Here is a 26,860-nt window from a genome sequence, read left to right as displayed (position 1 = left end):
GTGTACACCATGGCAAATGCGAAAATCATCGCCGGCAAACAGCAGGTGGTTGAGGAAATCGCAGCGAAGCTGAAAGAGAGCACGACGACGGTCGTCGCGGACTACCGCGGCCTGAACGTGGCTCAAGTTACCGAGCTCCGCAAGCAGCTGCGCGAAGCCGGCGTAGAGTTTCAAGTTTTGAAGAACTCTCTCGTCAGCCGTGCGGCCGACAGCGTCGAACTCGGCGGCTTGAACGAAGTTCTCTCCGGACCGACCGCCGTTGCGTTCGGTAAGGATGCCGTTGCTCCCGCGAAGATCATCAACGATTTCGCGAAGAAGAACGACGCCCTGAAAATCAAAGGCGGCGTCGTGGAAGGCCGCGTTGTCGACACGGCGCAAATCCAAGCGCTCGCCAACCTGCCGTCCCGCGAAGGCTTGCTGTCCATGCTGCTCAGCGTGCTGCAAGCGCCGATGCGCAACGTTGCTCTCGCCGTCAAAGCGGTCGCAGAGAAGAACGAAGCTACCGCTTAATCCGTTTCTCCCGCAAGACCATCTAAAAATCATCATATAATGGAGGGTTAACCCCAATGAGCAAAGAGCAAATCTTGGAAGCCATCAAAGGCATGACCGTTCTCGAACTGAACGATCTGGTTAAAGCAATCGAAGAAGAATTCGGCGTAACGGCCGCAGCTCCAGTTGCTGTCGTCGCTGGCGGCGGCGCTGCTGCTGAAGTAGAAGAGCAAACGGAATTCGACGTCATCCTGAACGATGCCGGCGCTTCCAAAATCAACGTCATCAAAGCCGTTCGCGAAATCACGGGTCTCGGCCTAAAAGAAGCGAAAGACCTGGTTGACAACGCACCGAAGCCGATCAAAGAGAAAGTATCCAAAGCGGATGCTGACGCTGTTAAAGCGAAACTCGAAGAAGCCGGCGCGAAAGTCGAAGTTAAGTAATTTCGATCCACACGCGGTGACCGAACCCCTTGAAGATTATTCTTCAAGGGGTTTGTTTACGCAATTTCAGGGGAAAAATGGGACATACGGACGATTCCGGTAAAATGACGGATCGGAGAGCACCATCTCCGTTTGATGTTGTCTGCGATGCGTTATTTTGCCGGCGGGCAACCGCCGGGAGGAGGAACCGCATTGAGTGACCACTATTATTCCCGGCGTCCATCCGTCGCAAGCGATCGGAACAGCATTGAGGCTGAACTGAGAGGTTTCCGGTTGAAGCTGACGACGGATGCCGGCGTTTTTTCCCGGGACTCGGTCGACTACGGCAGCAGGGCGCTCATCGCACACATGGACATCCCGGCCGGCGCGAAAGTGCTCGACGTAGGCTGCGGTTACGGCCCGATCGGGCTCACCGCGGCGAAGCTGGCCCCATCGGGGCATGTCACGATGGTCGACATTAACGAACGGGCGGTCGAGTTGGCGGAATCGAATGCTCGAGCCAACGGGATCGGCAACGCGGCTTTCTTCCAAAGCGATAAGCTGGAAGCGGTGGAAGGGCGGACGTTCGACGTCATCCTGACCAATCCTCCGATACGCGCGGGGAAAGCGGTCGTTCACTCCATTTTCGAAGAGTCCTTTAAGCATCTCAATTCCGGAGGCGCATTGTGGATCGTCATTCAGAACAAGCAGGGCGCGCCGTCGGCCAGAACCAAGCTGGAGGAGCTCTTCGGGGAAGACCGGGTGGAAGAGGTCGGGAAAGACAAAGGTTTCCGAATTTACCGTGCAATAAAAGTTTGACTTGACATTTTGGCTGTGGTATCATTTAAAAATGTCAGTATTAGGATGGGCTTATTGTCTTTATTGAAATGACGCATTCGGCCCGTATCCTTCGCCAGGAATAAATTCGCTTGAAACAGCGTATAATGGGTTTGTTTTGGGCTAATGACTGGATAAGGGTGCCATTGTGCCGCCAACCGGCGCATAAGGGCTTTTCTTTGTTTTTGTGTTGAAGCAGACTGAAGGGGTGAGGTTAAGTTGGCAGGACATCTTGTTCAGTACGGCCGTCGCACGCGACGCAGCTATGCCCGCATCAATGAGGTGTTGGACGTCCCGAACCTGATCGAAATCCAGCAGCAATCGTACCAGAAGTTTTTGGACGAGGGCTTGCGGGAGATTTTCCAGGACATTTCGCCGATCCAGGATTTCACGGGGAACCTCGTGCTGGAGTTTATCGACTACAGCTTGGGAGAACCCAAATATTCCGTCGACGAATCCAAGGAACGCGATGTCACCTATGCGGCTCCGCTGCGTGTAAAAGTGCGTCTGCTCAACAAGGAAACCGGCGAAGTGAAGGAGCAGGAAGTGTTCATGGGCGATTTTCCGCTCATGACGGAGACCGGCACTTTCATCATCAACGGCGCGGAACGCGTTATCGTCAGCCAATTGGTTCGCTCCCCGAGCGTCTACTACAGCACGAAAGTGGACAAAAACGGGAAGAAAACGTACACCGCGACGGTGATCCCGAACCGCGGCGCTTGGCTTGAACTCGAGACGGACGCGAAGGACATCGTGTACGTCCGGATCGACCGTACCCGGAAAATCCCGGTCACGGTGCTTTTGCGCGCATTGGGCTTCGGTACCGACGCGGAGATTTTGGACCTGCTCGGACAGGACGAGTATATCCGCAACACGCTGGAGAAGGACAACACCGACTCCACGGAGAAAGCGCTCATCGAAATTTACGAACGCCTTCGCCCGGGCGAACCGCCGACGCTTGAGAACGCGCGCAGCTTGCTGATCGCACGATTCTTCGATCCGAAGCGTTACGACCTGGCCAACGTAGGCCGCTATAAAATCAATAAGAAGCTGCATATCAAGAACCGCCTGTTTGACCAGCGCTTGGCCGAGACTCTCGTGGATCCGTCCACGGGCGAAATCCTGGCCGAAGCCGGCCAAATGATCGACCGTCGTCTGCTCGATCAAATTCTCCCGATGCTGGAGAAGAACGTCGGGTTCAAGACCTACCGCGTAGTCGGCGGCGTGAACGAAGCGGACGATATTCCGCTGCAGACGATCAGCGTATTCTCGCCGATCGAAGACGGCAAAGTCGTGAAGCTGATCGCCAACGGCAACATCGACAAATCGGTGAAGCACATCACGCCCGCCGATATTATTTCTTCGATCAACTATTTCATGAATTTGCTTCACGGCATCGGCACGACGGACGACATCGACCATTTGGGCAACCGCCGTCTGCGTTCCGTCGGCGAACTGCTGCAGAACCAGTTCCGTATCGGTTTGTCCCGTATGGAACGCGTCGTTCGCGAAAGAATGTCGATTCAGGACCAGAACGCGATCACGCCGCAGGCCCTGATCAACATCCGTCCGGTCATCGCCGCGATCAAGGAGTTTTTCGGCTCCTCGCAGCTGTCCCAGTTCATGGACCAAACGAACCCGCTTGCCGAGCTTACGCATAAGCGCCGTTTGTCCGCTCTCGGACCCGGCGGCTTGACGCGCGAGCGCGCAGGCTTCGAAGTCCGCGACGTCCATCCGTCCCACTACGGCCGGATGTGCCCGATCGAGACGCCTGAAGGTCCGAACATCGGTCTGATCAACTCTTTGTCCTCGTTCGCGCGGATCAACGAGTACGGCTTCATCGAAGCTCCGTACCGCAAGGTGGATCCGAAGACGAACAAAGTCACCGACGAGATCGTCTACATGACGGCGGACGAAGAGTACAACTACATCATCGCTCAGGCGAACGTAAAGCTGAACGACGACGGCTCCTTCGTTGAAGACAGCGTCATCGTGCGTTACAACAAGCAGGCCGACAACATTCTGCAAATGCCGAGCGACCGCGTCGACTACATCGACGTTTCGCCGAAGCAGGTCGTATCCGTGGCGACGGCGATGATCCCGTTCCTCGAGAACGACGACTCCAACCGCGCGCTCATGGGTTCGAACATGCAACGGCAGGCTGTACCGCTGCTCGTGCCGGACGCCCCGTACGTCGGAACCGGTATGGAGCACAAGTCCGCGAAGGACTCCGGGGTATGTATTGTATCCAAATACGACGGCGTCATTGAACGCGTCGGCGCCAACGAGATCTGGCTTCGCCGGATCGAGACGGTAGACGGCAAGGAAGTCAAAGGCGACCTCGTCAAATACAAGCTTCAGAAATTCATGCGTTCCAACCAAGGGACCTGCATTAACCAGCGCCCGATCTGCAAGAAGGGCGAGATCGTCAAGAAAGGCGACATCCTTGCCGACGGTCCTTCTACCGACCAGGGCGAACTGGCGCTCGGCCGCAACGTCGTCGTCGCGTTCATGACCTGGGAAGGTTACAACTACGAGGATGCGATCCTGCTCTCCGAGAAGCTTGTCCGCGAAGACGTCTACACCTCGATCCATATCGAGGAGTATGAGTCCGAAGCGCGCGACACGAAGCTCGGACCGGAAGAAATCACGCGCGACATCCCGAACGTCGGGGAAGACGCGCTGCGCAATCTCGACGAGCGCGGCATCATCCGCGTCGGCGCCGAGATCGGCGCGGGCGACATTCTCGTCGGCAAGGTTACGCCGAAGGGCGTTACCGAGCTGACGGCGGAAGAGCGCCTGCTGCATGCGATCTTCGGCGAGAAGGCTCGCGAAGTCCGCGACACCTCGCTGCGCGTGCCGCACGGTACCGACGGGATCGTCGTCGACGTGAAAGTATTCACCCGCGAGAACGGCGACGAATTGCCGCCTGGCGTGAACCAGCTGGTTCGCGTATACATCGCGCAGAAGCGTAAAATTTCCGAAGGCGACAAAATGGCGGGACGCCACGGCAACAAGGGCGTTATCGCACGGATCCTTCCGGAAGAAGATATGCCTTTCCTGCCGGACGGCACGCCGGTTCAAGTCGTATTGAACCCGCTGGGCGTTCCTTCCCGGATGAACATCGGGCAGGTGCTCGAAGTCCACTTGGGCATGGCTTGCCGTTACCTCGGCATCCGCGCCGCGACGCCGGTATTCGACGGCGCGCGCGAAAACGACGTTTTCGATACGATGGAAGAAGCCGGCATGCAGCGCAACGGTAAAACGAAGCTGTATGATGGACGCACGGGCGAGCCGTTCGAGCGCGAAGTTACCGTGGGCGTCATGTACATGATTAAGCTGGCGCACATGGTCGACGACAAAATCCATGCCCGTTCGACCGGTCCGTACTCGCTCGTTACGCAGCAGCCTCTGGGCGGTAAAGCCCAGTTCGGCGGCCAGCGCTTCGGGGAGATGGAAGTTTGGGCGCTCGAGGCATACGGCGCCGCGTACACGCTGCAGGAAATTTTGACCGTCAAATCCGACGACGTCGTCGGCCGCGTCAAAACGTACGAATCCATCGTCAAGGGCGAGAATGTTCCGGAGCCGGGCGTTCCGGAATCGTTCAAAGTATTGATCAAGGAGCTTCAAAGTCTCGGGATGGACGTCAAGATCTTGACGGAGAACGAAGAAGAGATCGAGATGAAAGAGTCCGACGACGAAGACGATGCCGCAGGCGACAAGCTGAACCTCAATCTCGAGGGCTCGGAAGTCGGCGTGGAATAGTGCGCTGAAGGCGTGCGACTCTGTCGTCACGAATCAGCTAGCACAGACGGGATTCAGAGCGCGACTGTCACGTCGCGCTCCAATCACGTGCATGGCGGACCTTCGGGGCCACTGTTCGAGTACGGAAATCCTCAGCAAGAATGAAGGAGGGCTTGCTCCTTGTTAGACGTCAATAACTTTGAATTCATGAAAATCGGGCTCGCATCCCCGGACAAGATCCGGTCTTGGTCGCGCGGCGAAGTCAAAAAGCCGGAAACGATCAACTACCGGACGCTGAAGCCGGAGAAGGAAGGCTTGTTCTGCGAGAAGATTTTCGGGCCGACCAAAGACTGGGAGTGCCATTGCGGCAAATATAAGCGCGTCCGTTACAAAGGCGTCGTCTGCGACCGCTGCGGCGTCGAAGTCACCCGCGCGAAAGTGCGCCGTGAGCGAATGGGCCATATCGAGCTCGCCGCTCCGGTTTCGCACATTTGGTACTTCAAAGGGATTCCGAGCCGTATGGGCCTTGCGCTCGACATGTCTCCGCGTTCGTTGGAAGAGATCATCTACTTCGCTTCCTACGTCGTGACGGATCCGGGAGATACGCCGCTCGAGAAGAAGCAGCTGCTCTCCGAGAAGGAATACCGCAGCTACCGCGAGAAATACGGCTATGCTTTCCAAGCCGGCATGGGCGCGGAAGCCGTGAAGAAGCTGCTTCAGGATATCGACCTCGACCGCGAGCTCGAAATGCTGAAGGAAGAGCTCCGCACGGCCCAAGGCCAGCGCCGCAACCGGGCGATCAAACGCCTGGAAGTCATCGAATCGTTCCGCAACTCCGGCAACCTGCCGGATTGGATGATCCTCGACGTACTGCCGGTCATCCCGCCCGAACTGCGCCCGATGGTGCAGCTGGACGGCGGCCGCTTCGCGACGAGCGACTTGAACGACCTGTACCGCCGCGTCATCAACCGGAACAACCGCCTGAAACGTCTGCTCGATCTCGGCGCGCCCGACATCATCGTGCAGAACGAGAAGCGGATGCTCCAGGAAGCGGTGGACGCCCTGATCGACAACGGCCGCCGCGGCCGTCCGGTTACGGGCCCGGGCAACCGCCCGCTGAAATCGCTCAGCCACATGCTGAAAGGGAAACAAGGCCGTTTCCGCCAAAACCTGCTCGGTAAACGCGTTGACTACTCCGGCCGTTCCGTTATCGTTGTCGGACCGAGCTTGAAAATGTATCAATGCGGCTTGCCGAAAGAAATGGCGCTCGAGCTGTTCAAGCCTTTCGTCATGAAAGAGCTTGTGCTCAAAGGCCAAGCGCATAATATCAAGAGCGCGAAGCGCAAAGTAGAACGCGTCAGTCCGGAAGTTTGGGACGTGCTCGAGGAAGTCATCAAAGAGCATCCCGTACTGCTGAACCGCGCTCCTACGCTTCACCGCCTTGGGATTCAGGCGTTCGAACCGATCTTGGTCGAAGGCCGCGCGATCAAGCTTCACCCGCTCGTATGTACGGCATACAACGCCGACTTCGACGGCGACCAGATGGCCGTTCACGTTCCGTTGTCCGCCGAGGCGCAAGCCGAAGCTCGCCTGCTGATGCTGGCGTCGGGCAACATCTTGAACCCGAAAGACGGCAAACCGGTCGTTACGCCTTCGCAGGACATGGTTTTGGGCTGCTATTACCTCACCATGGACAACAAAGAAGCTCCGGGATCCGGACTTCGCCTGGCGAACGTCAACGAGGCGGTATCCGCCTACCAACGCGAGACGGCCGGCGTATCGCTGCATGCCCGCGTCGTCATCCCGGTCCGCGAACTGAAGAAGAAGTCGTTCACGCCCGAGCAACAGAACGCTCTGATCGTCACGACGATCGGGAAGATCATCTTCAACGAGATTTTTCCGGACACGTTCCCTTACATCAACGAAGCGACCAAGGAAAACTTGCTTAAAGGAACGCCGGAGAAATATTTCATTTACGACAAAGGCGCGGACCTCGACAAGATCATGGCGGAGCTTCCTACGCCGGGCGCAGTCGGCAAAGAATATTTGGGTACGATCATCGGCGAATGCTTCCGCATTTACCATACGACCCTGACGTCGGTTATTCTCGACCGCATCAAGCAGCTCGGTTTCACGTACTCCACGCGCGCGGGCATCACGATCGCCGTGTCGGACGTTACCGTACCGAAAGAGAAATCCGATATTCTCGAAGCGTCGCAAGAGAAAGTTAACGTTATCACGAAGCAATACCGCCGCGGTTTGATCACGAATGAAGAACGCTATGACCGCGTCATCGAGATCTGGAGCCGGGCGAAGGACGAACTGACGGACATCCTGATGAAGTCCATGGACCGCTACAACTCGATCATGCTCATGGTCGATTCCAAAGCGCGCGGTAACAAGTCTCAGATCACCCAGCTGGGCGGCATGCGGGGCCTCATGGCGAACCCGTCGGGCCGCATCATCGAATTGCCGATTCTGTCCAACTTCCGCGAAGGCCTGACCGTTTTGGAGTACTTCATCTCCACACACGGAGCGCGGAAAGGTTTGGCGGATACGGCGCTTCGGACCGCCGACTCCGGTTACCTGACCCGCCGTCTGGTCGACGTTGCGCAAGACGTCATCGTCCGCGAAGAAGACTGCGGAACGGATAAAGGTATCCTGGTGAGCCGAATCGAAGACGGCAAAGAGGTCATCGAAGACCTGTTCGACCGGATCGAAGGCCGCTATGCGTTCGAAACCGTCCGCCATCCGGAGACGGGAGAAGTTCTCGTCAACGTTAACGAGCTGATCGATACGCCGAAAGCCGAAATGCTGATCAAGGCCGGCGTCAAGAAGCTGCAGATCCGCTCCGTGCTGAGCTGCCGCGCCCGCCATGGCGTCTGCAAAATGTGCTACGGCCGCAACCTGGCGACCGGCAAGAAAGTCGAAATCGGCGAAGCCGTCGGCATCATCGCGGCACAGTCGATCGGCGAGCCGGGTACCCAGCTCACGATGCGTACATTCCACACCGGCGGCGTTGCCGGAGACGATATCACGCAAGGTCTCCCGCGGATCCAGGAGCTTTTCGAAGCCCGGAACCCGAAAGGCCAAGCGATCATCTCCGAAATCGACGGCGTCATCAAGGAAATCCGCGAGACCAAGGACCGCCGCGAAATCGAAGTGCAGGGCGAAGCCGAAACGAAGGTTTATCCTGTCAGCTACGGTTCGCGCATCCGCGTGACCCAGGGCCAGCATATCGAAGCCGGCGACGAGCTGACGGACGGCTCGATCGACCCGAAAGAAATGCTGCGCATCAAAGGCATCCGCGGCGTGCAGAACTATATCCTTCAGGAAGTTCAGCGCGTTTACCGGAACCAGGGCGTTGAAATCAACGACAAACACGTGGAAGTCATGATCAAGCAGATGCTCCGCAAAATCAAAATCGTCGATCCGGGCGATACGATTCTCCTGCCGGGTGCATTCGTGGACATCCACGAGTACGAAGCGGCGAACCGCGATGCGATCTTGAGCGGTCAGGAACCGGCGGTTGCCCGCCCGGTACTGCTCGGTATCACCAAGGCGTCGCTCGAGACGGATTCGTTCCTCTCGGCCGCGTCTTTCCAAGAGACCACGCGCGTGCTCACCGACGCCGCCATCAAAGGCAAAGTCGACCGCCTGCTGGGCCTCAAGGAGAACGTCATCATCGGCAAGCTCATTCCCGCAGGCACCGGGATGTCGCGCTACCGCAACATCCGCGTCGTTTCTCCGCTGGATGAGCCGGAAGACGAGTCTGCAGAGCTCGCGACCGTTTCCGCCGAATAAACCAAACGCAACCTTAAACGACGGCCCATGCGGCCGTCGTTTTTAATTGCATGCTGCCGAAATTTTATAGGTAAATTGTCATAAAATGTCTGTCGATTTTTATCGTGCCCCGCTAATATAAGGAAAAATACTTACTTAGTTAGCAGGGAAGACATTGAAACGTTACATTGCCCTATATACCATTTTCATGCTGTTCGTTTTATTCGCGATTCCGGATCGCGGCACCGCCAAAGAAACGAAGCAGGCATTCCATTACAGGGACAAAGCCGTCGTTCTCATGTACCATAACTTCGGTCCCGTCGAGAATAACGTGACGATTTCCGATAAAAAGTTCCGGTCACAGCTTCAGGCGCTTCGCGACGCTGGGTACCATTTTATCACGATGAACGACTTCCTGATGTACAAGCTGCACGGGAACGACCTTCCGAATAACGCTGTCCTGGTAACGATCGACGATGGATACGAGAGTGCCTACAAGGTGGCTTTCCCGGTTTTGAAGGAGTTCGGCGTGAAAGCTTCGGTATTCGTGGTCGTGCGTTCGACCGACGAGCCGTTGCAACATCAGGAGAGCGAGACGCACTTGAGTTGGGACGAGATGCGGGAAATGAAGGGGAACGGCCAATCGTTTTACTCGCACTCGTATGGATCGCATGTCCAAGTCCCGACCGACGGCGATGGAACGAAGAAGCCGGCGTTAATTGGTCGATTGTACGATAAAGACAGCAAGAAAACGGAAACGGATGAGCAATACCGCAGGCGCGTGGCGACGGATCTGGAACTCGCCGACGTACGTTTAAACGCGGAGCTTGGCAATAAAACGAGATTGCTATGCTTTCCCTACGGAAGTTACGATGATGAGCTTCTCGAGATCGGCCAAAAGGAAGGCATACAGCTGTTTTTCACGACCCGATCGGGGATCAACGAGAACGACGGAAGCCTTCTGGTGAAGAGGGTAAACGCCGGCGCGTCCGGCATTTCCGAACGGGATCTGCTGAGAAAACTAAGCGCGTATGACCAGCCCCGAACATGACGATAACTTTTCTTGACACCGGCATATGTCAGGTGCTACTATGTTTGAGTGTGTGCTTGACGTATTTTTTCTGTTCTTGTGGAGGTCGGTGTCTATGACAGCGGGCGACAACGTTTCAAGGACGGAAATGAACGTCGTTATCGGCACGAAGCAGACGATGAAGGCGGTCGAGCTCGGAAGGGCGTATGAAGTCTTCGTCGCGCAAGATGCAGATCCGCGCATGGTTTCGAAGATCATCCAACTGTGCGAGCAGCGGAACGTAAAGCTGACGCTCGTGGACACGATGCGGAACCTGGGCAAAACATGCGGCATAGAAGTGGGCGCGGCGATGGCCGCGGCCGTTGAGGAATAAGCCATACGGGTAGCCTCGGAACTTCGATCTTTCGGGAAGAAGTTTCGGCGCGGCCCTTTCTCGTTTCTCAAAATGAACCGCCTGGATCTGTGGGCTTTGCAAATCGGTAGTCCGTCTTATTTTCTTAGCAAGGAATTCATGGGAAGGGGGTGGCAACATGCCAACAATCAACCAGCTCGTTCGTAAAGGTCGTCAACCGAAAGTGGTCAAATCGAAATCTCCGGCACTGCAAAAAGGCTTCAACGCCCTGAAGCGTGTAGAGACCGATCTGAGCGCGCCTCAGAAGCGCGGGGTTTGCACCCGCGTAGGCACGATGACGCCGAAAAAACCGAACTCCGCACTCCGTAAATACGCGCGCGTACGCTTGACGAACCGCGTAGAGGTGACTGCCTACATTCCGGGGATCGGCCACAACCTGCAGGAGCACAGTGTCGTGCTCATTCGCGGTGGCCGCGTTAAAGACCTTCCGGGTGTACGTTACCACATCGTCCGCGGCGCTCTTGACACCGCAGGCGTGAACAACCGGATGCAAGCTCGTTCCAAATACGGCACGAAACGTCCGAAAGCCAAGAAATCCTAATCGCCCATAGCGATTCATCACGAATGAGAAAGGAGGAGCTTAAATGCCTCGCAAAGGACCTGTTCCGAAACGGGATGTTCTCCCGGATCCGATTTATAACAGCAAGCTCGTTACCCGTCTGGTCAACCGCATCATGATCGACGGTAAGAGGGGCGTTGCGCAGCAAATTTTGTACAATGCGTTCAACCTGATTCAGGAACGCTCCGGCAAAGATCCGATGGAAGTATTCGAAGCTGCCATCAAAAACATCATGCCGGTACTGGAAGTTAAAGCCCGCCGCGTCGGCGGCGCCAACTACCAAGTTCCGATCGAAGTGAAACCGGAGCGCCGCACGTCGCTCGGACTTCGCTGGCTCGTCAACTACTCCCGCAACCGCGGCGAGAAGACGATGGAAGAACGTTTGGCCGCTGAGATCCTCGACGCTTCCAACAACACGGGAGCGGCAGTTAAGAAGCGCGAAGACACGCACAAAATGGCGGAAGCGAACAAAGCGTTCGCCCACTACCGCTGGTAATCGAAGGGAGACCAACCATGGCAAGAGAGTTCTCCTTGAAAAATACGCGTAATATCGGCATCATGGCGCATATTGACGCGGGCAAGACGACCACCACGGAACGGATCCTGTTCTACACCGGACGCGTTCATAAGATCGGCGAAGTGCACGAAGGCGCCGCTACGATGGACTGGATGGAGCAAGAACAAGAACGCGGCATCACGATCACGTCTGCCGCAACGACCGCTCAATGGAAAGGTCATCGCATCAATATTATCGACACACCGGGTCACGTTGACTTTACGGTAGAGGTCGAGCGCTCCCTTCGCGTATTGGACGGAGCCGTAGGCGTATTCAGTGCCAAAGAAGGCGTCGAGCCGCAATCCGAAACGGTATGGCGTCAAGCCGACCGTTACGGCGTACCGCGGATCGCGTACGTAAACAAAATGGACATCATCGGTGCGGACTTCTTGAACGTCGTCAGCGACATGAGAGAACGTCTCGGCGCCAATGCCGTTGCCATCCAATTGCCGATCGGCGCGGAGAACGACTTCGTGGGTATGATCGACCTGGTTGAAATGGTCGCTTACACCTACAAAGACGATCTCGGCAAAGAACCGGTACAAGGCGAAATTCCGGCCGACCTCAAGAGCAAAGCCGAAGAGCTTCGCGCGGAACTCGTGGAGAGAGTCGCCGAGCTTGACGAAGAGCTCATGATGAAGTATCTGGAAGGTGAAGAAATCACCATTCCGGAACTGAAGACGGCTCTTCGCAAAGGCGTCGTGGACGTGAAAATCTTCCCCGTCGTCTGCGGTTCCTCCTACCGCAACAAGGGCGTTCAGCCGATGCTGGATGCCGTTGTCGATTACCTGCCTGCGCCGATTGACGTTCCGGACATTAAAGGACATCTCGACGACGGTACGGAAACGACGCGCAAATCCGCCGACGACCAACCGTTCTCGGCACTTGCGTTCAAAATCATGACCGACCCGTTCGTCGGCAAGCTGACGTTCTTCCGCGTATACTCCGGTATTCTGAATTCCGGTTCTTACGTCGTGAACGCAACGAAAGGCAAGCGCGAGCGCATCGGCCGTATCCTTCAGATGCACGCCAACAGCCGTCAAGAAATCAGCGAAGTTTACGCTGGTGACATCGCGGCTGCGGTCGGCCTGAAAGATACGACGACCGGCGACACGCTGTGCGACGAGAAGAACCCGGTTATCCTCGAATCGATGAACTTCCCGGAGCCGGTTATCCAGCTCGCGGTCGAGCCGAAAACGAAAGCCGACCAAGACAAAATGGGTATCGCGCTCCAGAAGCTCTCCGAGGAAGATCCGACTTTCCGTGCCCACACGGACGAAGAAACCGGACAAACGATCATCGCCGGCATGGGCGAGCTCCATCTGGAGATTCTCGTCGACCGCATGCTTCGTGAGTTCAAGGTCGAAACGAATGTCGGTAAACCGCAGGTTGCTTACCGCGAGACCTTCAAGTCGCCTGCGCGCGTCGAAGGCAAGTTCGTTCGCCAGTCCGGCGGCCGCGGTCAATACGGCCATTGCTGGGTGGAGTTCGAACCTTTGGAACCGGGCACCGGCTACATCTTCGAGAGCAAAGTCGTCGGCGGCGCTATTCCTCGCGAATACATCGCCCCGATCGGCGCAGGTATCGAAGAGTCGATGAAGAACGGCGTTCTCGCGGGCTTCCCGCTGGTTGACGTCAAAGCGACCGTCGTCGACGGTTCGTACCATGACGTCGACTCCTCCGAGATGGCGTTCAAAATCGCCGGCTCCATGGCGCTTAAAGCAGCGAAGGACAAGTGTAACCCCGTCCTGCTCGAGCCGATCATGAAAGTCGAAGTTACCGTTCCGGAAGAGTACTTCGGTGACGTAATGGGCATGCTGAGCTCCCGTCGCGGTCGCATCGAAGGTACGGATTCGCGTTTCGGCGCGCAAATCATCCGTGCTAAGGTGCCGCTGTCCGAGATGTTCGGCTACTCCACGACTCTCCGTTCCGGTACGCAAGGACGCGGTGTCTTCTCGATGGAACTGTCGCACTACGAAGAAGTTCCGAAGTCGATTTCCGAAGAGATTATCGCCAAGTCCAAAGGTGCATAAGTTTCAAAATGAGATAGCGGATGGGCCAAGGAAGCGCGGTAACGCGCTTCCGGCCCTCCATCAATAAATCCTTTTTACTTAATAAGGAGGCAAAAACCAATGGCAAAGGCAAAGTTTGAACGTAACAAACCGCACGTTAACATCGGTACGATCGGTCACGTTGACCATGGTAAAACGACCCTGACGGCTGCCATCACGACCGTTCTTTCCAAAAAGTACGGCGGCGCTGCAGTAGCGTTCGACCAAATCGACAAAGCTCCGGAAGAGCGCGAGCGCGGAATCACGATCTCCACCGCTCACGTTGAGTATGAAACTCCGAACCGCCACTATGCTCACGTTGACTGCCCTGGACACGCCGACTATGTTAAAAACATGATCACCGGCGCTGCTCAAATGGACGGAGCCATCCTGGTCGTTTCCGCTGCTGACGGCCCGATGCCGCAAACGCGCGAGCACATCCTGCTCTCCCGCCAAGTAGGCGTTCCTTACATCGTCGTATTCCTGAACAAATGCGACATGGTTGAAGACGAAGAGCTGCTTGAACTGGTTGAAATGGAAGTACGCGACCTGCTGAACGAGTACGAGTTCCCGGGCGACGACACTCCGATCATCCGCGGCGCTGCTCGTGAAGCTCTGCAAAACCCGGAAGGTCCTTGGGCCGACAAAATCGTTGAGCTGTTCGAGCAAGTCGACAGCTACATCCCGACGCCTGAGCGCGCTACCGACAAGCCTTTCCTGATGCCTGTCGAGGACGTGTTCACGATCACGGGCCGCGGTACGGTTGCTACGGGACGCGTTGAGCGCGGTATCGTTAAAGTAGGCGACGAGGTTGAAATCGTCGGTCTGCAAGAAGAAACCCGCAAAACGGTTGTTACGGGCGTTGAAATGTTCCGCAAGCTGCTTGACCAAGCGCAAGCCGGCGACAACATCGGCGCATTGCTCCGCGGTGTTGACCGCAAAGACATCGAGCGCGGTCAAGTTATCGTTAAACCGGGTTCGGTTAAGCCGCACACCGAGTTCACTGCTCAAATCTACGTTCTGACCTCTGCTGAAGGCGGCCGTCACAAGCCTTTCTTCACGGGCTACCGTCCGCAGTTCTACTTCCGGACGACGGACGTAACGGGCATCATCAACCTGCCGGAAGGCACGGAAATGGTTATGCCGGGCGATAACATCACGGTTACCGTTTCCCTGATCTCGCCGATCGCTATCGAAGAAGGCACGCGCTTCGCTATCCGCGAAGGCGGCCGTACGGTTGGCGCTGGCGCGGTTGCTTCCATCCAGAAGTAATCGACTTGAGGCATCCCTTCGGGGATGCCTTTTTGCTTGTGCGATAAAGGCGGGATGATACCGAATCTCTTCTTTATAATAGAAGCAAAAATTCCGTGACCAGCTCGCATAACCAGAAGGCGAACCGTCAAAACACATCAGTTGAAAATAACTTAAAATTTTGTTGCATTCGCCCGGCCGGGTCGCTATAATAGTGAATGTTGGTCTGCGACTGTGCGATGATGTGAGAGGTTGCCGACACACCCGGCCCCTTTGCCATAGAGTGGTGATTCGGGGGTCGTCGGGTTTTCTCACGGAGTATGTCCGATTCCAAAATTGGACGAATGAGGAGGGAATTTTACTATGGCGAAGCAAAAAATCCGTATCCGCTTGAAAGCCTACGACCACCGCGTGCTGGATCAATCCGCGGAAAAAATCGTAGAGACGGCGAAACGTACCGGTGCTGGTGTATCGGGTCCGATTCCGCTGCCGACCGAAAAGCAGATCATCACGATCCTGCGCGCGGTGCACAAGTATAAGGATTCGCGTGAGCAATTCGAAATGCGCACGCACAAACGCCTGATTGACATCGTCAATCCTACGCCGCAAACGGTAGACGCGCTGATGCGCCTTGACCTGCCGTCCGGCGTCGACATCGAAATCAAGCTGTAATCCAATCCACAGAGACTGTGTCTCATACAGAAGGGAAAAGAGGTGTCAACATGAAAGGAATCTTGGGACGTAAACTCGGCATGACTCAAGTGTTCGCGGCAGACGGTAGCGTAGTGCCGGTCACGGTTATCGAGGCAACGCCGAGCGTCGTACTGCAAAAGAAAGACGCTGCAAACGACGGTTACGAAGCGATCCAACTCGGTTTCGCCGACAAGCGCGAAAAGCTTTCGAACAAACCGGAGCAAGGCCATGCGAAAAAAGCCAACACGGCGCCCAAGCGCTTCGTCCGCGAAATCCGCGGTGCTGACCTGAACGGTGTCGAAGTTGGCCAAGAGATCAAAGTCGACATTTTCGAAGAAGGTCAATTTGTTGACGTAACGGGTATCTCCAAAGGTAAAGGAACGGCTGGCGCGATCAAGCGTTGGGGCATGTCCCGCGGCCCGATGGCGCACGGTTCCAAATACCACCGCGGTAACGGTTCTCTCGCGACGATCCGCGACGCGAACCGCGTACCGAAAGGCAAGAAAATGCACGGCCGTATGGGCGCCGAGACGATCACGGTTCAAAACCTTGAAATCGTGAAAGTCGACGCGGAGCGCAACGTTCTGCTGATCAAAGGCTCCGTACCGGGACCGAAGAACACTTATCTTAAAATTCGCGCATCGGTGAAGAAATAATCTTTATCGTTAAAGAAAGGAGGACCACACATGCCTAAAGTGTCTGTATACAACGTGGAAGGCAGCCAAGTCGGCGAAATCGAACTGGCTGACGGTATCTTCGGCATCGAGCCGAACACCCACGTCCTGCACAGCGCAGTCGTGCTTCAGCAAGCTTCCGTTCGCCAAGGCACGCACAAAGTCAAAGGACGTTCCGAAGTGAGCGGCGGCGGCCGCAAACCGTGGAAACAGAAAGGCACCGGCCGCGCCCGTCAAGGCTCGATCCGTTCGCCTCAATGGAAAGGCGGCGGTATCGTCTTCGGACCGACCCCGCGCAGCTACGGCTTCAAATTGCCCCGCAAAGTTCGCCGTTTGGCGATCAAATCCGCTCTGTCCAGCAAAGTGGCAGGCAACGGAATTATCGTTCTCGATCAGCTGACCCTGAGCCAGCCGAAGACGAAGGATTTCGCGAAAATTTTGAACAACCTCAAGGTTGGCCGCAAGGCGCTCGTCGTCACCGCCGACTTTGACAACAACGTGGCTCTGTCCGCACGCAACATTCCGGGCGTCAAATTCGTCGCCGCAGACGGAATCAACGTGCTTGACGTGATGGTTCATGATCAACTGATCATCACGAAGGACGCGGTCGCCAAGGTAGAGGAGGTGTTCGCGTAATGAAAAACCCCCGTGATGTGATCAAGCGGCCGGTCATTACCGAACGCACCAGCGAGTTCATCGACCAGCTGAAATACGTGTTCGAAGTTGACCTCAAGGCCAACAAGACCGAAATCAAGCAAGCCGTCGAGCAGATCTTCAAAGTGAAGGTCGCCAGCGTCAATACGCTGCGCATGCCGGCTAAGCCGAAGCGTTATGGCCGCCACAGCGGTTATACGTCGGAATGGAAAAAAGCGATCGTTCAGCTCGCAGAAGGCAGCAAGCCGCTCGAGTTCTTCGAAGCTTCCGTATAATCACCAACTCTTGAAGTAAGGAGGGAATCCGAGTGCCAGTCAAAAAGTTTAAACCGACCACGCCGAGCCGTCGTCAAATGACGATGTCCACGTTCGAAGAGATCACCACTTCGACGCCGGAGAAATCGCTGCTCGCGCCGCTGTCCAAAACGGCGGGTCGCAACAACCAAGGTAAACTGACGGTTCGCCACCACGGCGGCGGTCATAAGCGCAAATACCGCATCATCGACTTCAAGCGCACGAAAGACGGCATCCCAGGCCGCGTGGCTACGATCGAATACGATCCGAACCGCACGTCTTACATCGCGCTGATCAACTACGTCGACGGAGAGAAAGCTTACATCATCGCTCCGAAAGGACTCAAAGTCGGCGACGAAATCATGTCCGGCCCCGAAGCCGACATCAAGAACGGTAACGCCCTTCCGCTGGAGAACATCCCGGTCGGTACGGTTATCCACAACATTGAGCTTAAGCCAGGCAAAGGCGGCCAGTTGGTCCGCGCTGCAGGTACTTCCGCTCAGCTGCTCGGTAAAGAAGAGCAATACGTGACGATCCGCCTGACTTCCGGCGAAATCCGCCGCGTATTGAAACAATGCCGCGCAACGATCGGTACGGTCGGCAACCAAGACCACGAGCTGATCAACATCGGTAAAGCAGGACGCAACCGGCACCTGGGCAAACGCCCTACGGTCCGCGGCGTCGTCATGAACCCGGTCGATCACCCGCACGGCGGCGGCGAAGGCCGCGCTCCGATCGGACGGAAATCCCCGATGTCTCCTTGGGGCAAACCGACGCTCGGCTACAAAACCCGCAAAAAGAAAAAAGCTTCGAGCAAATATATTGTTCGTCGCCGCAGCAAGTAATACGCATGCGCCAAGCGGCATGAACGGAAAACTTTCCAGCCGCATTGAAGGGAGGAGCATTCCATGGGTCGCAGCCTGAAGAAGGGGCCTTTCGTCGACGACTATCTGCTGAAGAAAGTAGCGGAACAAGCTGATTCTCAGAAGAAAACCGTCATCAAAACGTGGTCCCGCCGCTCGACGATTTTCCCGCAGTTCGTGGGCAACACGTTCGCCGTTTACGACGGACGCAAACACGTGCCAGTCTACGTTACGGAAGACATGGTCGGACACAAGCTCGGCGAATTCGCGCCGACTCGTACGTTCAAAGGCCATACGGACGACGACAAGAAAACCGGTAAACGATAATTGTAACCCTGCGAGTCGGCGGTCTCCGCCGACGCACGTAACGTACGGGAGGAGGTACTCAGATGTCTCAGCAAGCGAAAGCACATGTGCATAACATTCGCATTCCGGCTCGTAAAGTCCGCCTGGTCGTCGACCTGATCCGCGGCAAGAAAGTCGGAGAAGCGATCGCCATTCTGCGCCATACGCCGCGTTCGGCCTCTCCGGTATTGGAGAAGCTGCTGAACTCCGCGATTGCCAACGCTGAACACAACTACCAATTGGACGTGAACAAACTGGTCGTTTCCGAGGCGTTCGTTAACGAAGGCCCGACCATGAAACGGTTCCAGCCGCGTTCCCAGGGCCGCGCGTTCAGCATCTTCAAGCGCACCAGCCACATTACGCTGGTCGTATCCGAAAAATAAGGAGGGACAACGTGTGGGTCAAAAAGTAAATCCGGTCGGTCTTCGCATCGGCATCATCCGTGATTGGGAATCCAAATGGTATGCCGGTAAAAAGGAATTTGGCACGCTTCTGATGGAAGACGTCAAAATCCGCGAATTCCTCAAAAATAAGCTGAAAGACGCCGCTGTTTCCCGCATTGAGATCGAACGTGCGACGAACCGCGTGAACGTCACGATTCACACCGCCAAGCCGGGTATCGTTATCGGTAAAGGCGGCGCCGAAGTGGAAGTGCTTCGCAGCCAACTGGCGAAGATCACGAACGGCAAGAAAGTGCACATCAACATTTCCGAAATCAAAAACCCCGAACTGGACGCTGTCCTCGTTGCCGAAAGCATCGCGCAACAGCTGGAGCGCCGGACTTCGTTCCGCCGCGCCATGAAACAAGCGATCCAACGGACCCAGCGCGCAGGCGCTAAAGGTATCAAAACAGCCGTCAGCGGTCGTCTCGGCGGAGCGGAAATCGCTCGCGACGAGGGCTACAGCGAAGGAACGGTTCCGCTGCACACGCTGCGTGCGGACATCGACTACGGCACGGCAGAAGCACATACGACCTATGGCCGCATCGGCGTAAAAGTATGGATCTACCGTGGCGAAGTCCTTCCGGCGAAGAAAAGAGCCGCTGAGGAAGGAGGCAACTGATCATGTTGATCCCTAAACGCGTCAAACACCGCAAGCAGCATCGCGGCAAGATGAAAGGCATGGCCAAAGGCGGCACGGAAGTGCACTTCGGCGAATACGGCCTTCAAGCGATGGAACCGGCTTGGGTAACCAACCGTCAAATCGAAGCCGCGCGTATCGCGATGACCCGCTACATCAAGCGGGGCGGTAAAGTGTGGATTAAAATTTTCCCTTCGAAACCGATCACCCAGAAGCCTCTTGAAGTCCGGATGGGTAGCGGTAAAGGTAACGTAGAAGCATGGGTTGCCGTAGTTAAGCCGGGCAAAATCCTGTTCGAGCTTGCCGGTGTATCCGAGGAGATCGCGCGTGAAGCGATGCGTCTCGCAGCCCACAAGCTGCCGATCAAGACGAAATTCGTGAAGCGTGAAGAACTGGGTGGTGAAGCAAATGAAGGCCAGTGAATTCCGCAACCTGACATCGGCAGAGCTCGAGCAGAAGGTCGCCGGTTTCAAGGATGAGCTTTTCAACCTCCGTTTCCAACTGGCTACCGGCCAGCTGGACAACCCGCACCGCATCAGCGAGCTGCGGAAAGAAATCGCCCGGGCCAAGACGATTTTGCGCGAGCGTGAACTCGGCATCGGCTGATTAACCTGAACCCACATTTCAGGAAGGAGGATTTACCCTTGAGCGAACGCAACAACCGGAAGGTTCAGATCGGTAAAGTCGTCTCCGACAAGATGGACAAAACGATCGTAGTGGCTGTCGAAACGTACAAGAAGCACAGCCTGTACCATAAACGCATCAAGTACACGAAGAAATTCAAAGCGCACGACGAGAACAACGAGGCGAAAATCGGCGATACCGTGAGAATCATGGAGACCCGCCCGCTGTCGAAAGACAAAACGTGGCGTCTGGTCGAAATCACCGAGAAAGCCGTCATTCTGTAATTCGATTTCACCTGTGAGTGAAAGGAGGACCCTTCGATGATTCAACCGTTTACGCGTCTGGCCGTAGCCGACAACTCCGGTGCGAAAGAACTGATGTGCATCCGCGTGCTCGGCGGTACGGGACGCCGCGTCGGACACATCGGCGACCTGATCGTGGCTTCCGTTAAACAAGCAACACCAGGCGGCGTTGTCAAAAAGGGCGACGTAGTCAAATGCGTTATCGTCCGCACGAAGTTCTCGACGCGCCGTAAAGACGGATCCTACATCTCGTTCGACGAGAATGCGGCCGTTATCGTCAAAGAAGACAAGAGCCCCCGCGGCACCCGGATCTTCGGACCGGTCGCCCGTGAGCTTCGCGAACGCGACTTCATGAAAATCATTTCCCTGGCACCGGAAGTTCTTTAATCACCGGTACGGACTTAAGAGTAGAAGGCAGGAGGTGTACCCATGTCCCGTTTGAAAAAAGTGCTGGAATCGCACAACAATAAACTGCACGTGAAGAAAGACGATAACGTCATCGTCATCACGGGCAAAGACAAAGGGAAAAAAGGCCGCGTCATCGCCGCTTATCCCCGCGAGAACCGCGTCCTGATCGAAGGCGTCAACATGGTGAAACGCCATACGCGTCCGAACCAAGCGAACCCGCAAGGCGGCATCATCGAGCGCGAAGCCCCGATCCACGTCTCGAACGTCATGCACATCGATCCGAAGAGCGGCAAGCCGACCCGGATCGGTTACAAAGTTCTCGACAACGGCAAGAAAGTCCGGATCGCAAAGAAGTCCGGCCAAGAGATCGACTAAACGAAGTTTTGACGGAAAGGAGGTCACTGTGACAAATGGCAGCAAGAATGAAAGAACGTTTCGTTTCTGAAATCACTCCTGCTCTGATGCAGAAGTTCAATTACAAATCGGTGATGCAAGTACCGAAAATCGAGAAGGTCGTCATCAACATGGGCGTCGGCGAAGCGGTTCAGAACTCCAAAGTCCTGGACGCAGCAGTCGAAGACATGCAGAAGATCGCCGGCCAGAAGCCAGTCATCACTCGCGCGAAGAAATCGATCGCCGGTTTCCGTCTCCGCGAAAACTTGCCGATCGGCGTGAAAGTCACGCTGCGCGGCGACCGGATGTACTACTTCCTCGACAAACTGTTCAACATTTCCCTTCCGCGCGTACGCGACTTCCGCGGCGTATCGAGCAAATCGTTCGACGGACGCGGCAACTACACGCTGGGCTTGAAAGAACAGCTGATTTTCCCGGAGATCGAATACGACAAAATCGATAAAATCCGCGGGATGGACATCGTCATCGTAACGACGGCTCAATCGGACGAAGAAGCTCGCGAGCTGCTCACCCAACTGGGCATGCCGTTCACGAAGTGACGATCGCCCGCCTAATCCTTTAGGAGGTGTGAAAGCAAGTGGCAAAAACGTCGATGAAAATCAAGCAACAACGCGCGCCGAAGTTTGCAGTCCAAGCTTACACGCGTTGCGAACGCTGCGGCCGTCCGCATTCCGTTCTTCGCAAGTTCAAAATTTGCCGGATTTGTTTCCGCGAATTGGCATACAAAGGCCAGATTCCTGGCGTCAAAAAAGCGAGCTGGTAATCAGCCTAGTTCGGGAAGGAGGTTTACCCCATGGTTATGTCTGATCCCATTGCAGATATGCTGACGCGCATTCGCAACGCGAATCTCGTGCGTCATGAATCGGTTGAACTCCCTGCTTCCAGCGTGAAGCGTCAAATCGCGGATATCCTGAAGCGTGAAGGCTTCATCCGCGACGCGGAGTACGTCGAGGACAACAAGCAAGGGCTGATCCGTATTTTCCTGAAATACGGCCCTAACAACGAGCGCGTCATCACCGGGCTGAAGCGCATCAGCAAACCGGGACTGCGCGTATACACGAAGTCTAATGAAGTTCCGCGCGTTCTGGGCGGACTCGGCATCGCGATCATTTCGACTTCGAAAGGCATCGTGACCGACAAAGAAGCACGTCAAGGCAAAAACGGCGGCGAAGTTCTCGCTTACGTTTGGTAATACAACCCGCACACGATTGGAGGTGTACCCATGTCCCGTATCGGACGCAAACCGATCCAGGTGCCTAACGGCGTGAACGTGAACCTGGACAACAACGTCATTACGGTTAAAGGACCGAAAGGAACTTTGACTCGCGAACTGCATAAAGACATGAAGATCGTGTTGGAAGAAGGCGTCATCAACGTCGAGCGTCCTTCCGACAACAAGCTTCATCGTTCCCTGCACGGCACGACGCGCAGCGTCGTCGCTAACATGGTGAACGGCGTAACCGAGGGTTACGCGAAAAACCTTGAGCTCGTTGGCGTCGGCTACCGCGCAAGCAAATCCGGCGAAAAACTGGTACTGAACGTCGGCTACTCCCACCCGGTTGAATTCAACCCGGCGAGCGGCATCGAGTTCGAAGTGCCGGCTCAAAACCGCATCATCATCCGCGGCATCGACAAAGAAGTCGTCGGCGAAACGGCTGCGAAAGTCCGTTCCGTACGTCCGCCGGAACCGTACAAAGGCAAAGGCATCAAATACGAAGGCGAACGCATCCTCCGCAAAGAGGGCAAAGCCGGCAAGAAGAAGTAATTTAGGTAGTTGCGGGTGGTTAAGAGCTGCCTAGATGCAACGCCGAGAAGGGAGTTTTACTCGGATGATTACCAAAGGCGACAAGAACAAAGCGCGTCTGAAGCGTCACCTGCGCGTGCGTAAGAAAATCAGCGGTACGACGGTTCGTCCGCGCCTCTCCGTATACCGTTCCTCGAAACATATTTATGTTCAACTGATCGATGACGAAACCGGCGTTACGCTGGCAAGCGCATCTACGGTTGACAAGGAACTGGCCGGTCAAGTCAGCAACGGCGGCAACGTCGAAGCGGCTCGCAAAGTAGGCGAACTGATCGCTCAACGCGCAAAAGCCAAAGGTTTCGAGAACGTCGTGTTCGACCGCGGCGGCTACTTGTACCATGGACGCATTCAAGCTCTGGCAGACGCAGCTCGCGAAGCCGGACTTCAGTTTTAACATTAAGAAACAAGGAGGGTTAACGACTTGCGTGTAGATCCGAATTCTTTGGAACTGACGGAAAAAATGGTCCAAATCAATCGCGTCGCGAAAGTCGTCAAAGGCGGCCGCCGTTTCAGCTTCAGTGCGCTCGTCGTCGTAGGCGACGGCAAGGGCTGGGTCGGTGCAGGCATCGGTAAAGCCGGCGAAGTGCCGGACGCGATCCGCAAAGGCGTCGAAGACGCGAAGAAAAATCTCGTATACGTTCCGCTGGTCGGCACGACCATCCCGCACGCCGTTACGGGTCACTTCGGCGCCGGCAAAGTGCTGCTGAAACCGGCATCGGAAGGTACGGGCGTTATCGCGGGCGGTCCTGTCCGCGCGGTGCTCGAATTGGCCGGAGTCGGCGATATTTTGACGAAATCGCTGGGTTCCTCCAACTCCATTAACATGGTTAATGCGACGCTGGAAGGTCTTTCCCGCCTGAAACGCGCTGAAGACGTGGCGAAACTCCGCGGTAAATCCGTGGAAGAGCTGCTGGGTTAAGGAGGGGTATAAGATGGCGAAACTGCAAATCACCCTCAAGCGCAGCCTGATCGGACGTCCGGAAAACCAACGCCAGACGGTTCAATCTCTGGGCTTGCGCAAGACGAATTCCGTAGTCGTTAAAGAAGACAACGCGGCCATCCGCGGCATGGTGAACACCATCAGCCACCTGGTCGAAGTGAAAGAAGTATAATCCGCCTTTCCGAAAGATCGGCATAACTCTTATAGGAGGTGCGACGAACGATGAAATTGCATGAGCTCCAGCCTGCGGAAGGTTCCAAATCGACCCGCAAGCGCGTGGGTCGCGGTACCGGCAGCGGTCTCGGCAAAACGTCCGGTCGCGGTCACAAAGGTCAAAACGCCCGTTCCGGCGGCGGCGTCCGTCCCGGTTTCGAGGGCGGCCAGAACCCGTTGTACCGTCGACTGCCGAAGCGCGGCTTCAACAACGAACGTTTTGCTACGGTTTACGCGATCGTGAACCTGGACCAACTGAACGGATTCGCTGACGGTACGGAAGTGACGCCTGAGCTGCTGTTGTCCGAAGGGATCCTCAAGAACCCGAAAGACGGCATCAAAGTTCTCGGCAACGGCGAACTCACCGTTAAGCTGACCGTGAAAGCACATAAGTTTTCACAATCCGCTGCTGATAAAATCCAGGCCGCCGGCGGTAAAACCGAGGTGATCTAATGCTCAGGACCGTCCAGAACATTTGGAAAGTCGAGGATCTGCGCAAACGGATCCTGTTCACGCTCTTCATTCTGTTGGTTTATCGGATCGGCGCGTTCGTGCCGGTTCCGAACATCAACAAGGATGCTTTGAACGCGGCCAACCAACAAGGAAACGACCTGTTCGGCCTTCTGAACACGTTCTCCGGCGGTGCCCTGTTCCACTTCTCCATCTTCGCGCTCGGGATCATGCCGTACATCACGGCATCGATCATCGTGCAGCTGCTCTCGATGGATGTCATCCCGAAGTTTACGGAATGGCAAAAAGAAGGCGAAATCGGCAAACGCAAACTGGCACAGGTCACGCGTTACGGCACGGTCATCTTGGGGCTTATCCAAGCCTTCGCGACGACCATCGGCTTTAACCGGATTTACAATCAACAGATGATCATCGATTCCTCCGCAGCCACGATCACCATGATCACGATCGTGTTGACGGCAGGTACGTCGTTCCTGATGTGGCTCGGCGAGCAAATCAACGAGAAGGGAATCGGCAACGGGATCTCGATCCTGATGTTTGCCGCCATCGTCTCCCGCATTCCTCAGCACGCACGCGACATCTACGCGAGCGAGTTCATCAGTGCGGATCAGATGTTCCTGAACATCGTGAAGGTCGTCGTCATCCTGATCGTCATCGTGTTGATCGTCGCGGCTGTCATTTACGTCCAGCAAGGCGTTCGCAAAATCCCGGTGCAGTATGCGAAACGGGTGGTCGGCCAGAAAATGTACGGCGGCCAAACGACGCATATTCCGCTGAAAGTGAACGGCGCAGGCGTAATTCCGGTCATTTTCGCATCGTCCCTCTTGATGTTCCCGGTTACGATCGCCAACTTCTGGTCGAATCACACCTGGGCAAGATGGATCATCGACAATTTGAACTACGACAAGCCGCTCGGCATGGTTTTCTACGTTCTGCTGATCATCGGCTTCACGTTCTTCTACACGTTCGTGCAGTTCAATCCGCAGCAAATGGCGGATAACATGAAGAAGAACGGCGGTTACATTCCGGGCATCCGGCCGGGCAAACCGACCGCGGGCTACCTGATGAAGCTGATTACCCGGATCACCCTCGCGGGTGCGATCTTCCTTGCGTTGATCTCGGTGCTTCCGATGTTCTTCGCGAAATTGGCCGATCTTCCGAGAACCGTTTCGCTCGGCGGCACTTCGCTGCTGATCGTGATCGGGGTCGCGCTGGAAACGATGAAACAAATCGAAAGCCAGCTGATCAAACGGCATTACAAAGGTTTCATCAACAAGTAATGCAGGCAGGAGGTAGTCGAAGTGAACATCCTGTTTATGGGGCCTCCTGGCGCCGGTAAAGGCACGCAGGCGGAGCGGATCGTCGAACAGTTCGGCGTTCCACACATCTCCACGGGCGATGCTTTTCGTTTGGCGATGAAACAAGGCACGCCGCTGGGACTGAAGGCGAAGGAGTACGTCGACCAAGGCCTCCTGGTCCCGGACGAAGTGACCAACGGCATCGTGCGCGACCGCCTCGCGGAACCGGATTGCAGCAAGGGATTTCTCCTTGACGGCTTTCCGAGAACGCTGGCGCAAGCGGAAGCGCTGGACGGTATGCTGTCCGAAATGGGCCGCAAGATCGACCACGTCATCAATTTGAAAGTGGACCGCAGCTTGCTGCTCGCCCGCCTTACGGGCCGGCGCATCTGCAAATCCTGCGGAGCCACCTATCACGTCATATTCAACCCGCCTAAGCAGGAAGGCATCTGCGACAAATGCGGGGGCGAGCTGTACCAGCGGTCTGACGACACCGAAGAGAAAGTCGGCACCCGGCTTGACGAGTACACGAGCAAGACGGCGCCTTTGTTGGCCTACTATGGAGACAAAGGATTGCTCCGCGAAGTGGACGGGGAGAAGGACATCGACGAGGTTACGGCCGACATCGGTTCCCTTCTCAGAGGGTAATC

Annotated in this window: 34 protein-coding genes; all 34 read left to right on the top strand. The window is 55.9% G+C overall.

The genetic code is table 11. The features are described 5' to 3' along the window. The first annotated feature begins 9 nt into the window (after nt 1-9). Nucleotides 10-510, top strand: a complete 501-nt coding sequence (gene rplJ, locus EAV92_RS16705) for a 50S ribosomal protein L10 (protein ID WP_123042142.1) — start codon at nt 10-12, stop codon at nt 508-510. 56 nt (nt 511-566) lie between these two features. Beyond that, nucleotides 567-932 (top strand): 50S ribosomal protein L7/L12, encoded by a 366-nt coding sequence (gene rplL, locus EAV92_RS16700; RefSeq protein WP_123042141.1) that lies wholly within the window; start codon nt 567-569, stop codon nt 930-932. 192 nt (nt 933-1,124) lie between these two features. Next, complete coding sequence (locus tag EAV92_RS16695; RefSeq protein ID WP_123042140.1) at nt 1,125-1,730, top strand: class I SAM-dependent methyltransferase; 606 nt, start codon at nt 1,125-1,127, stop codon at nt 1,728-1,730. 237 nt (nt 1,731-1,967) lie between these two features. Next, on the top strand, nt 1,968-5,513 hold the full coding sequence (rpoB, locus tag EAV92_RS16690; protein WP_123042139.1) for a DNA-directed RNA polymerase subunit beta: 3,546 nt from the start codon (nt 1,968-1,970) through the stop codon (nt 5,511-5,513). 159 nt (nt 5,514-5,672) lie between these two features. After that, entirely contained in the window at nt 5,673-9,296 is a 3,624-nt protein-coding gene (rpoC, locus tag EAV92_RS16685; RefSeq protein WP_123042138.1) for a DNA-directed RNA polymerase subunit beta', read from the top strand. Between the two features lie 154 nt (nt 9,297-9,450). Then, a complete protein-coding gene (locus EAV92_RS16680; protein ID WP_123042137.1) occupies nt 9,451-10,326 on the top strand; it encodes a polysaccharide deacetylase family protein in 876 nt (291 codons plus the stop codon). Between the two features lie 94 nt (nt 10,327-10,420). Further along, nucleotides 10,421-10,678, top strand: a complete 258-nt coding sequence (locus tag EAV92_RS16675) for a ribosomal L7Ae/L30e/S12e/Gadd45 family protein (RefSeq protein WP_123042136.1) — start codon at nt 10,421-10,423, stop codon at nt 10,676-10,678. A 157-nt stretch (nt 10,679-10,835) separates the two neighbouring features. Next, nucleotides 10,836-11,258: a 30S ribosomal protein S12 gene (rpsL, locus tag EAV92_RS16670; protein WP_123042135.1), complete on the top strand. Its 423-nt coding sequence runs from the start codon at nt 10,836-10,838 to the stop codon at nt 11,256-11,258. 43 nt (nt 11,259-11,301) lie between these two features. Continuing rightward, nucleotides 11,302-11,772 carry a 30S ribosomal protein S7 gene (rpsG, locus tag EAV92_RS16665; protein ID WP_123042134.1) on the top strand — a complete coding sequence of 157 codons (471 nt, stop codon included), beginning with the start codon at nt 11,302-11,304 and terminating at the stop codon, nt 11,770-11,772. A 17-nt stretch (nt 11,773-11,789) separates the two neighbouring features. Next, nucleotides 11,790-13,865: an elongation factor G gene (fusA, locus tag EAV92_RS16660; RefSeq protein WP_123042133.1), complete on the top strand. Its 2,076-nt coding sequence runs from the start codon at nt 11,790-11,792 to the stop codon at nt 13,863-13,865. A gap of 99 nt (nt 13,866-13,964) precedes the next feature. Continuing rightward, entirely contained in the window at nt 13,965-15,155 is a 1,191-nt protein-coding gene (gene tuf, locus EAV92_RS16655) for an elongation factor Tu (protein WP_123042132.1), read from the top strand. 342 nt (nt 15,156-15,497) lie between these two features. After that, on the top strand, nt 15,498-15,806 hold the full coding sequence (rpsJ, locus tag EAV92_RS16650) for a 30S ribosomal protein S10 (RefSeq protein ID WP_116065558.1): 309 nt from the start codon (nt 15,498-15,500) through the stop codon (nt 15,804-15,806). A 50-nt stretch (nt 15,807-15,856) separates the two neighbouring features. Continuing rightward, nucleotides 15,857-16,483 (top strand): 50S ribosomal protein L3, encoded by a 627-nt coding sequence (rplC, locus tag EAV92_RS16645; protein ID WP_123042131.1) that lies wholly within the window; start codon nt 15,857-15,859, stop codon nt 16,481-16,483. Nucleotides 16,484-16,513: 30 nt separating this feature from the next. Then, the gene (gene rplD / locus EAV92_RS16640) at nt 16,514-17,137 is read left to right on the top strand and encodes a 50S ribosomal protein L4 (protein ID WP_123042130.1); all 624 of its coding nucleotides are present in this window, start codon (nt 16,514-16,516) and stop codon (nt 17,135-17,137) included. Next, on the top strand, nt 17,137-17,430 hold the full coding sequence (gene rplW / locus EAV92_RS16635; RefSeq protein WP_123042129.1) for a 50S ribosomal protein L23: 294 nt from the start codon (nt 17,137-17,139) through the stop codon (nt 17,428-17,430). The genes rplD and rplW overlap by 1 nt, the downstream gene beginning before the upstream one ends. Nucleotides 17,431-17,462: 32 nt before the next feature. Next, nucleotides 17,463-18,293, top strand: coding sequence for a 50S ribosomal protein L2 (gene rplB / locus EAV92_RS16630; RefSeq protein ID WP_123042128.1), 831 nt, complete (start codon nt 17,463-17,465; stop codon nt 18,291-18,293). A 63-nt stretch (nt 18,294-18,356) separates the two neighbouring features. Further along, on the top strand, nt 18,357-18,638 hold the full coding sequence (gene rpsS, locus EAV92_RS16625; protein WP_123042127.1) for a 30S ribosomal protein S19: 282 nt from the start codon (nt 18,357-18,359) through the stop codon (nt 18,636-18,638). A gap of 62 nt (nt 18,639-18,700) precedes the next feature. Beyond that, a complete protein-coding gene (gene rplV / locus EAV92_RS16620; RefSeq protein WP_123042126.1) occupies nt 18,701-19,039 on the top strand; it encodes a 50S ribosomal protein L22 in 339 nt (112 codons plus the stop codon). Nucleotides 19,040-19,052: 13 nt separating this feature from the next. Further along, on the top strand, nt 19,053-19,718 hold the full coding sequence (gene rpsC, locus EAV92_RS16615) for a 30S ribosomal protein S3 (RefSeq protein ID WP_123042125.1): 666 nt from the start codon (nt 19,053-19,055) through the stop codon (nt 19,716-19,718). A 2-nt stretch (nt 19,719-19,720) separates the two neighbouring features. Then, the gene (gene rplP, locus EAV92_RS16610; protein WP_123042124.1) at nt 19,721-20,158 is read left to right on the top strand and encodes a 50S ribosomal protein L16; all 438 of its coding nucleotides are present in this window, start codon (nt 19,721-19,723) and stop codon (nt 20,156-20,158) included. Beyond that, nucleotides 20,145-20,342, top strand: coding sequence for a 50S ribosomal protein L29 (rpmC, locus tag EAV92_RS16605; protein WP_123042123.1), 198 nt, complete (start codon nt 20,145-20,147; stop codon nt 20,340-20,342). Before rplP ends, rpmC begins: the two co-directional genes overlap by 14 nt. 38 nt (nt 20,343-20,380) lie before the next feature. Then, nucleotides 20,381-20,644 carry a 30S ribosomal protein S17 gene (gene rpsQ / locus EAV92_RS16600; RefSeq protein ID WP_123042122.1) on the top strand — a complete coding sequence of 88 codons (264 nt, stop codon included), beginning with the start codon at nt 20,381-20,383 and terminating at the stop codon, nt 20,642-20,644. A 36-nt stretch (nt 20,645-20,680) separates the two neighbouring features. Continuing rightward, on the top strand, nt 20,681-21,049 hold the full coding sequence (gene rplN, locus EAV92_RS16595) for a 50S ribosomal protein L14 (protein ID WP_123042121.1): 369 nt from the start codon (nt 20,681-20,683) through the stop codon (nt 21,047-21,049). Between the two features lie 42 nt (nt 21,050-21,091). After that, nucleotides 21,092-21,445 (top strand): 50S ribosomal protein L24, encoded by a 354-nt coding sequence (rplX, locus tag EAV92_RS16590; protein WP_241158293.1) that lies wholly within the window; start codon nt 21,092-21,094, stop codon nt 21,443-21,445. Nucleotides 21,446-21,480: 35 nt separating this feature from the next. Then, nucleotides 21,481-22,023 (top strand): 50S ribosomal protein L5, encoded by a 543-nt coding sequence (gene rplE / locus EAV92_RS16585; RefSeq protein WP_123042120.1) that lies wholly within the window; start codon nt 21,481-21,483, stop codon nt 22,021-22,023. A gap of 38 nt (nt 22,024-22,061) precedes the next feature. Then, complete coding sequence (locus EAV92_RS16580; protein ID WP_123042119.1) at nt 22,062-22,247, top strand: type Z 30S ribosomal protein S14; 186 nt, start codon at nt 22,062-22,064, stop codon at nt 22,245-22,247. A 30-nt stretch (nt 22,248-22,277) separates the two neighbouring features. Next, entirely contained in the window at nt 22,278-22,676 is a 399-nt protein-coding gene (rpsH, locus tag EAV92_RS16575) for a 30S ribosomal protein S8 (protein ID WP_123042118.1), read from the top strand. 30 nt (nt 22,677-22,706) lie between these two features. Continuing rightward, nucleotides 22,707-23,249, top strand: coding sequence for a 50S ribosomal protein L6 (gene rplF / locus EAV92_RS16570; RefSeq protein WP_123042117.1), 543 nt, complete (start codon nt 22,707-22,709; stop codon nt 23,247-23,249). Between the two features lie 64 nt (nt 23,250-23,313). After that, nucleotides 23,314-23,682 (top strand): 50S ribosomal protein L18, encoded by a 369-nt coding sequence (gene rplR / locus EAV92_RS16565; RefSeq protein WP_123042116.1) that lies wholly within the window; start codon nt 23,314-23,316, stop codon nt 23,680-23,682. Between the two features lie 27 nt (nt 23,683-23,709). Next, nucleotides 23,710-24,207 (top strand): 30S ribosomal protein S5, encoded by a 498-nt coding sequence (gene rpsE, locus EAV92_RS16560; protein WP_123042115.1) that lies wholly within the window; start codon nt 23,710-23,712, stop codon nt 24,205-24,207. A gap of 13 nt (nt 24,208-24,220) precedes the next feature. Next, nucleotides 24,221-24,400, top strand: coding sequence for a 50S ribosomal protein L30 (rpmD, locus tag EAV92_RS16555; protein WP_123042114.1), 180 nt, complete (start codon nt 24,221-24,223; stop codon nt 24,398-24,400). Nucleotides 24,401-24,450: 50 nt separating this feature from the next. Continuing rightward, the gene (rplO, locus tag EAV92_RS16550) at nt 24,451-24,894 is read left to right on the top strand and encodes a 50S ribosomal protein L15 (RefSeq protein ID WP_123042113.1); all 444 of its coding nucleotides are present in this window, start codon (nt 24,451-24,453) and stop codon (nt 24,892-24,894) included. Continuing rightward, nucleotides 24,894-26,192, top strand: a complete 1,299-nt coding sequence (gene secY, locus EAV92_RS16545; protein ID WP_123042112.1) for a preprotein translocase subunit SecY — start codon at nt 24,894-24,896, stop codon at nt 26,190-26,192. Before rplO ends, secY begins: the two co-directional genes overlap by 1 nt. Before the next feature lie 21 nt (nt 26,193-26,213). Next, on the top strand, nt 26,214-26,858 hold the full coding sequence (locus EAV92_RS16540) for an adenylate kinase (protein WP_123042111.1): 645 nt from the start codon (nt 26,214-26,216) through the stop codon (nt 26,856-26,858). The last annotated feature ends 2 nt before the right edge of the window (nt 26,859-26,860 follow it).

Source organism: Cohnella candidum, from assembly GCF_003713065.1.
In the GTDB taxonomy this organism is placed as follows: domain Bacteria; phylum Bacillota; class Bacilli; order Paenibacillales; family Paenibacillaceae; genus Cohnella; species Cohnella candidum.
This window is presented reverse-complemented; position numbering and strand designations above follow the sequence as displayed.

Coding starts and splice junctions, on each gene's coding strand:
- rplJ (WP_123042142.1), top strand. CDS start 10: ATGGCAAATGCGAAAATCATCGCCGGCAAACAGCAGGTGGTTGAGGAA.
- rplL (WP_123042141.1), top strand. CDS start 567: ATGAGCAAAGAGCAAATCTTGGAAGCCATCAAAGGCATGACCGTTCTC.
- EAV92_RS16675 (WP_123042136.1), top strand. CDS start 10,421: ATGACAGCGGGCGACAACGTTTCAAGGACGGAAATGAACGTCGTTATC.
- rpsL (WP_123042135.1), top strand. CDS start 10,836: ATGCCAACAATCAACCAGCTCGTTCGTAAAGGTCGTCAACCGAAAGTG.
- rpsG (WP_123042134.1), top strand. CDS start 11,302: ATGCCTCGCAAAGGACCTGTTCCGAAACGGGATGTTCTCCCGGATCCG.
- fusA (WP_123042133.1), top strand. CDS start 11,790: ATGGCAAGAGAGTTCTCCTTGAAAAATACGCGTAATATCGGCATCATG.
- tuf (WP_123042132.1), top strand. CDS start 13,965: ATGGCAAAGGCAAAGTTTGAACGTAACAAACCGCACGTTAACATCGGT.
- rpsJ (WP_116065558.1), top strand. CDS start 15,498: ATGGCGAAGCAAAAAATCCGTATCCGCTTGAAAGCCTACGACCACCGC.
- rplC (WP_123042131.1), top strand. CDS start 15,857: ATGAAAGGAATCTTGGGACGTAAACTCGGCATGACTCAAGTGTTCGCG.
- rplD (WP_123042130.1), top strand. CDS start 16,514: ATGCCTAAAGTGTCTGTATACAACGTGGAAGGCAGCCAAGTCGGCGAA.
- rplW (WP_123042129.1), top strand. CDS start 17,137: ATGAAAAACCCCCGTGATGTGATCAAGCGGCCGGTCATTACCGAACGC.
- rpsS (WP_123042127.1), top strand. CDS start 18,357: ATGGGTCGCAGCCTGAAGAAGGGGCCTTTCGTCGACGACTATCTGCTG.
- rplV (WP_123042126.1), top strand. CDS start 18,701: ATGTCTCAGCAAGCGAAAGCACATGTGCATAACATTCGCATTCCGGCT.
- rplP (WP_123042124.1), top strand. CDS start 19,721: ATGTTGATCCCTAAACGCGTCAAACACCGCAAGCAGCATCGCGGCAAG.
- rpmC (WP_123042123.1), top strand. CDS start 20,145: ATGAAGGCCAGTGAATTCCGCAACCTGACATCGGCAGAGCTCGAGCAG.
- rplN (WP_123042121.1), top strand. CDS start 20,681: ATGATTCAACCGTTTACGCGTCTGGCCGTAGCCGACAACTCCGGTGCG.
- rplX (WP_241158293.1), top strand. CDS start 21,092: ATGTCCCGTTTGAAAAAAGTGCTGGAATCGCACAACAATAAACTGCAC.
- rplE (WP_123042120.1), top strand. CDS start 21,481: ATGGCAGCAAGAATGAAAGAACGTTTCGTTTCTGAAATCACTCCTGCT.
- rpsH (WP_123042118.1), top strand. CDS start 22,278: ATGGTTATGTCTGATCCCATTGCAGATATGCTGACGCGCATTCGCAAC.
- rplF (WP_123042117.1), top strand. CDS start 22,707: ATGTCCCGTATCGGACGCAAACCGATCCAGGTGCCTAACGGCGTGAAC.
- rplR (WP_123042116.1), top strand. CDS start 23,314: ATGATTACCAAAGGCGACAAGAACAAAGCGCGTCTGAAGCGTCACCTG.
- rpmD (WP_123042114.1), top strand. CDS start 24,221: ATGGCGAAACTGCAAATCACCCTCAAGCGCAGCCTGATCGGACGTCCG.
- rplO (WP_123042113.1), top strand. CDS start 24,451: ATGAAATTGCATGAGCTCCAGCCTGCGGAAGGTTCCAAATCGACCCGC.
- secY (WP_123042112.1), top strand. CDS start 24,894: ATGCTCAGGACCGTCCAGAACATTTGGAAAGTCGAGGATCTGCGCAAA.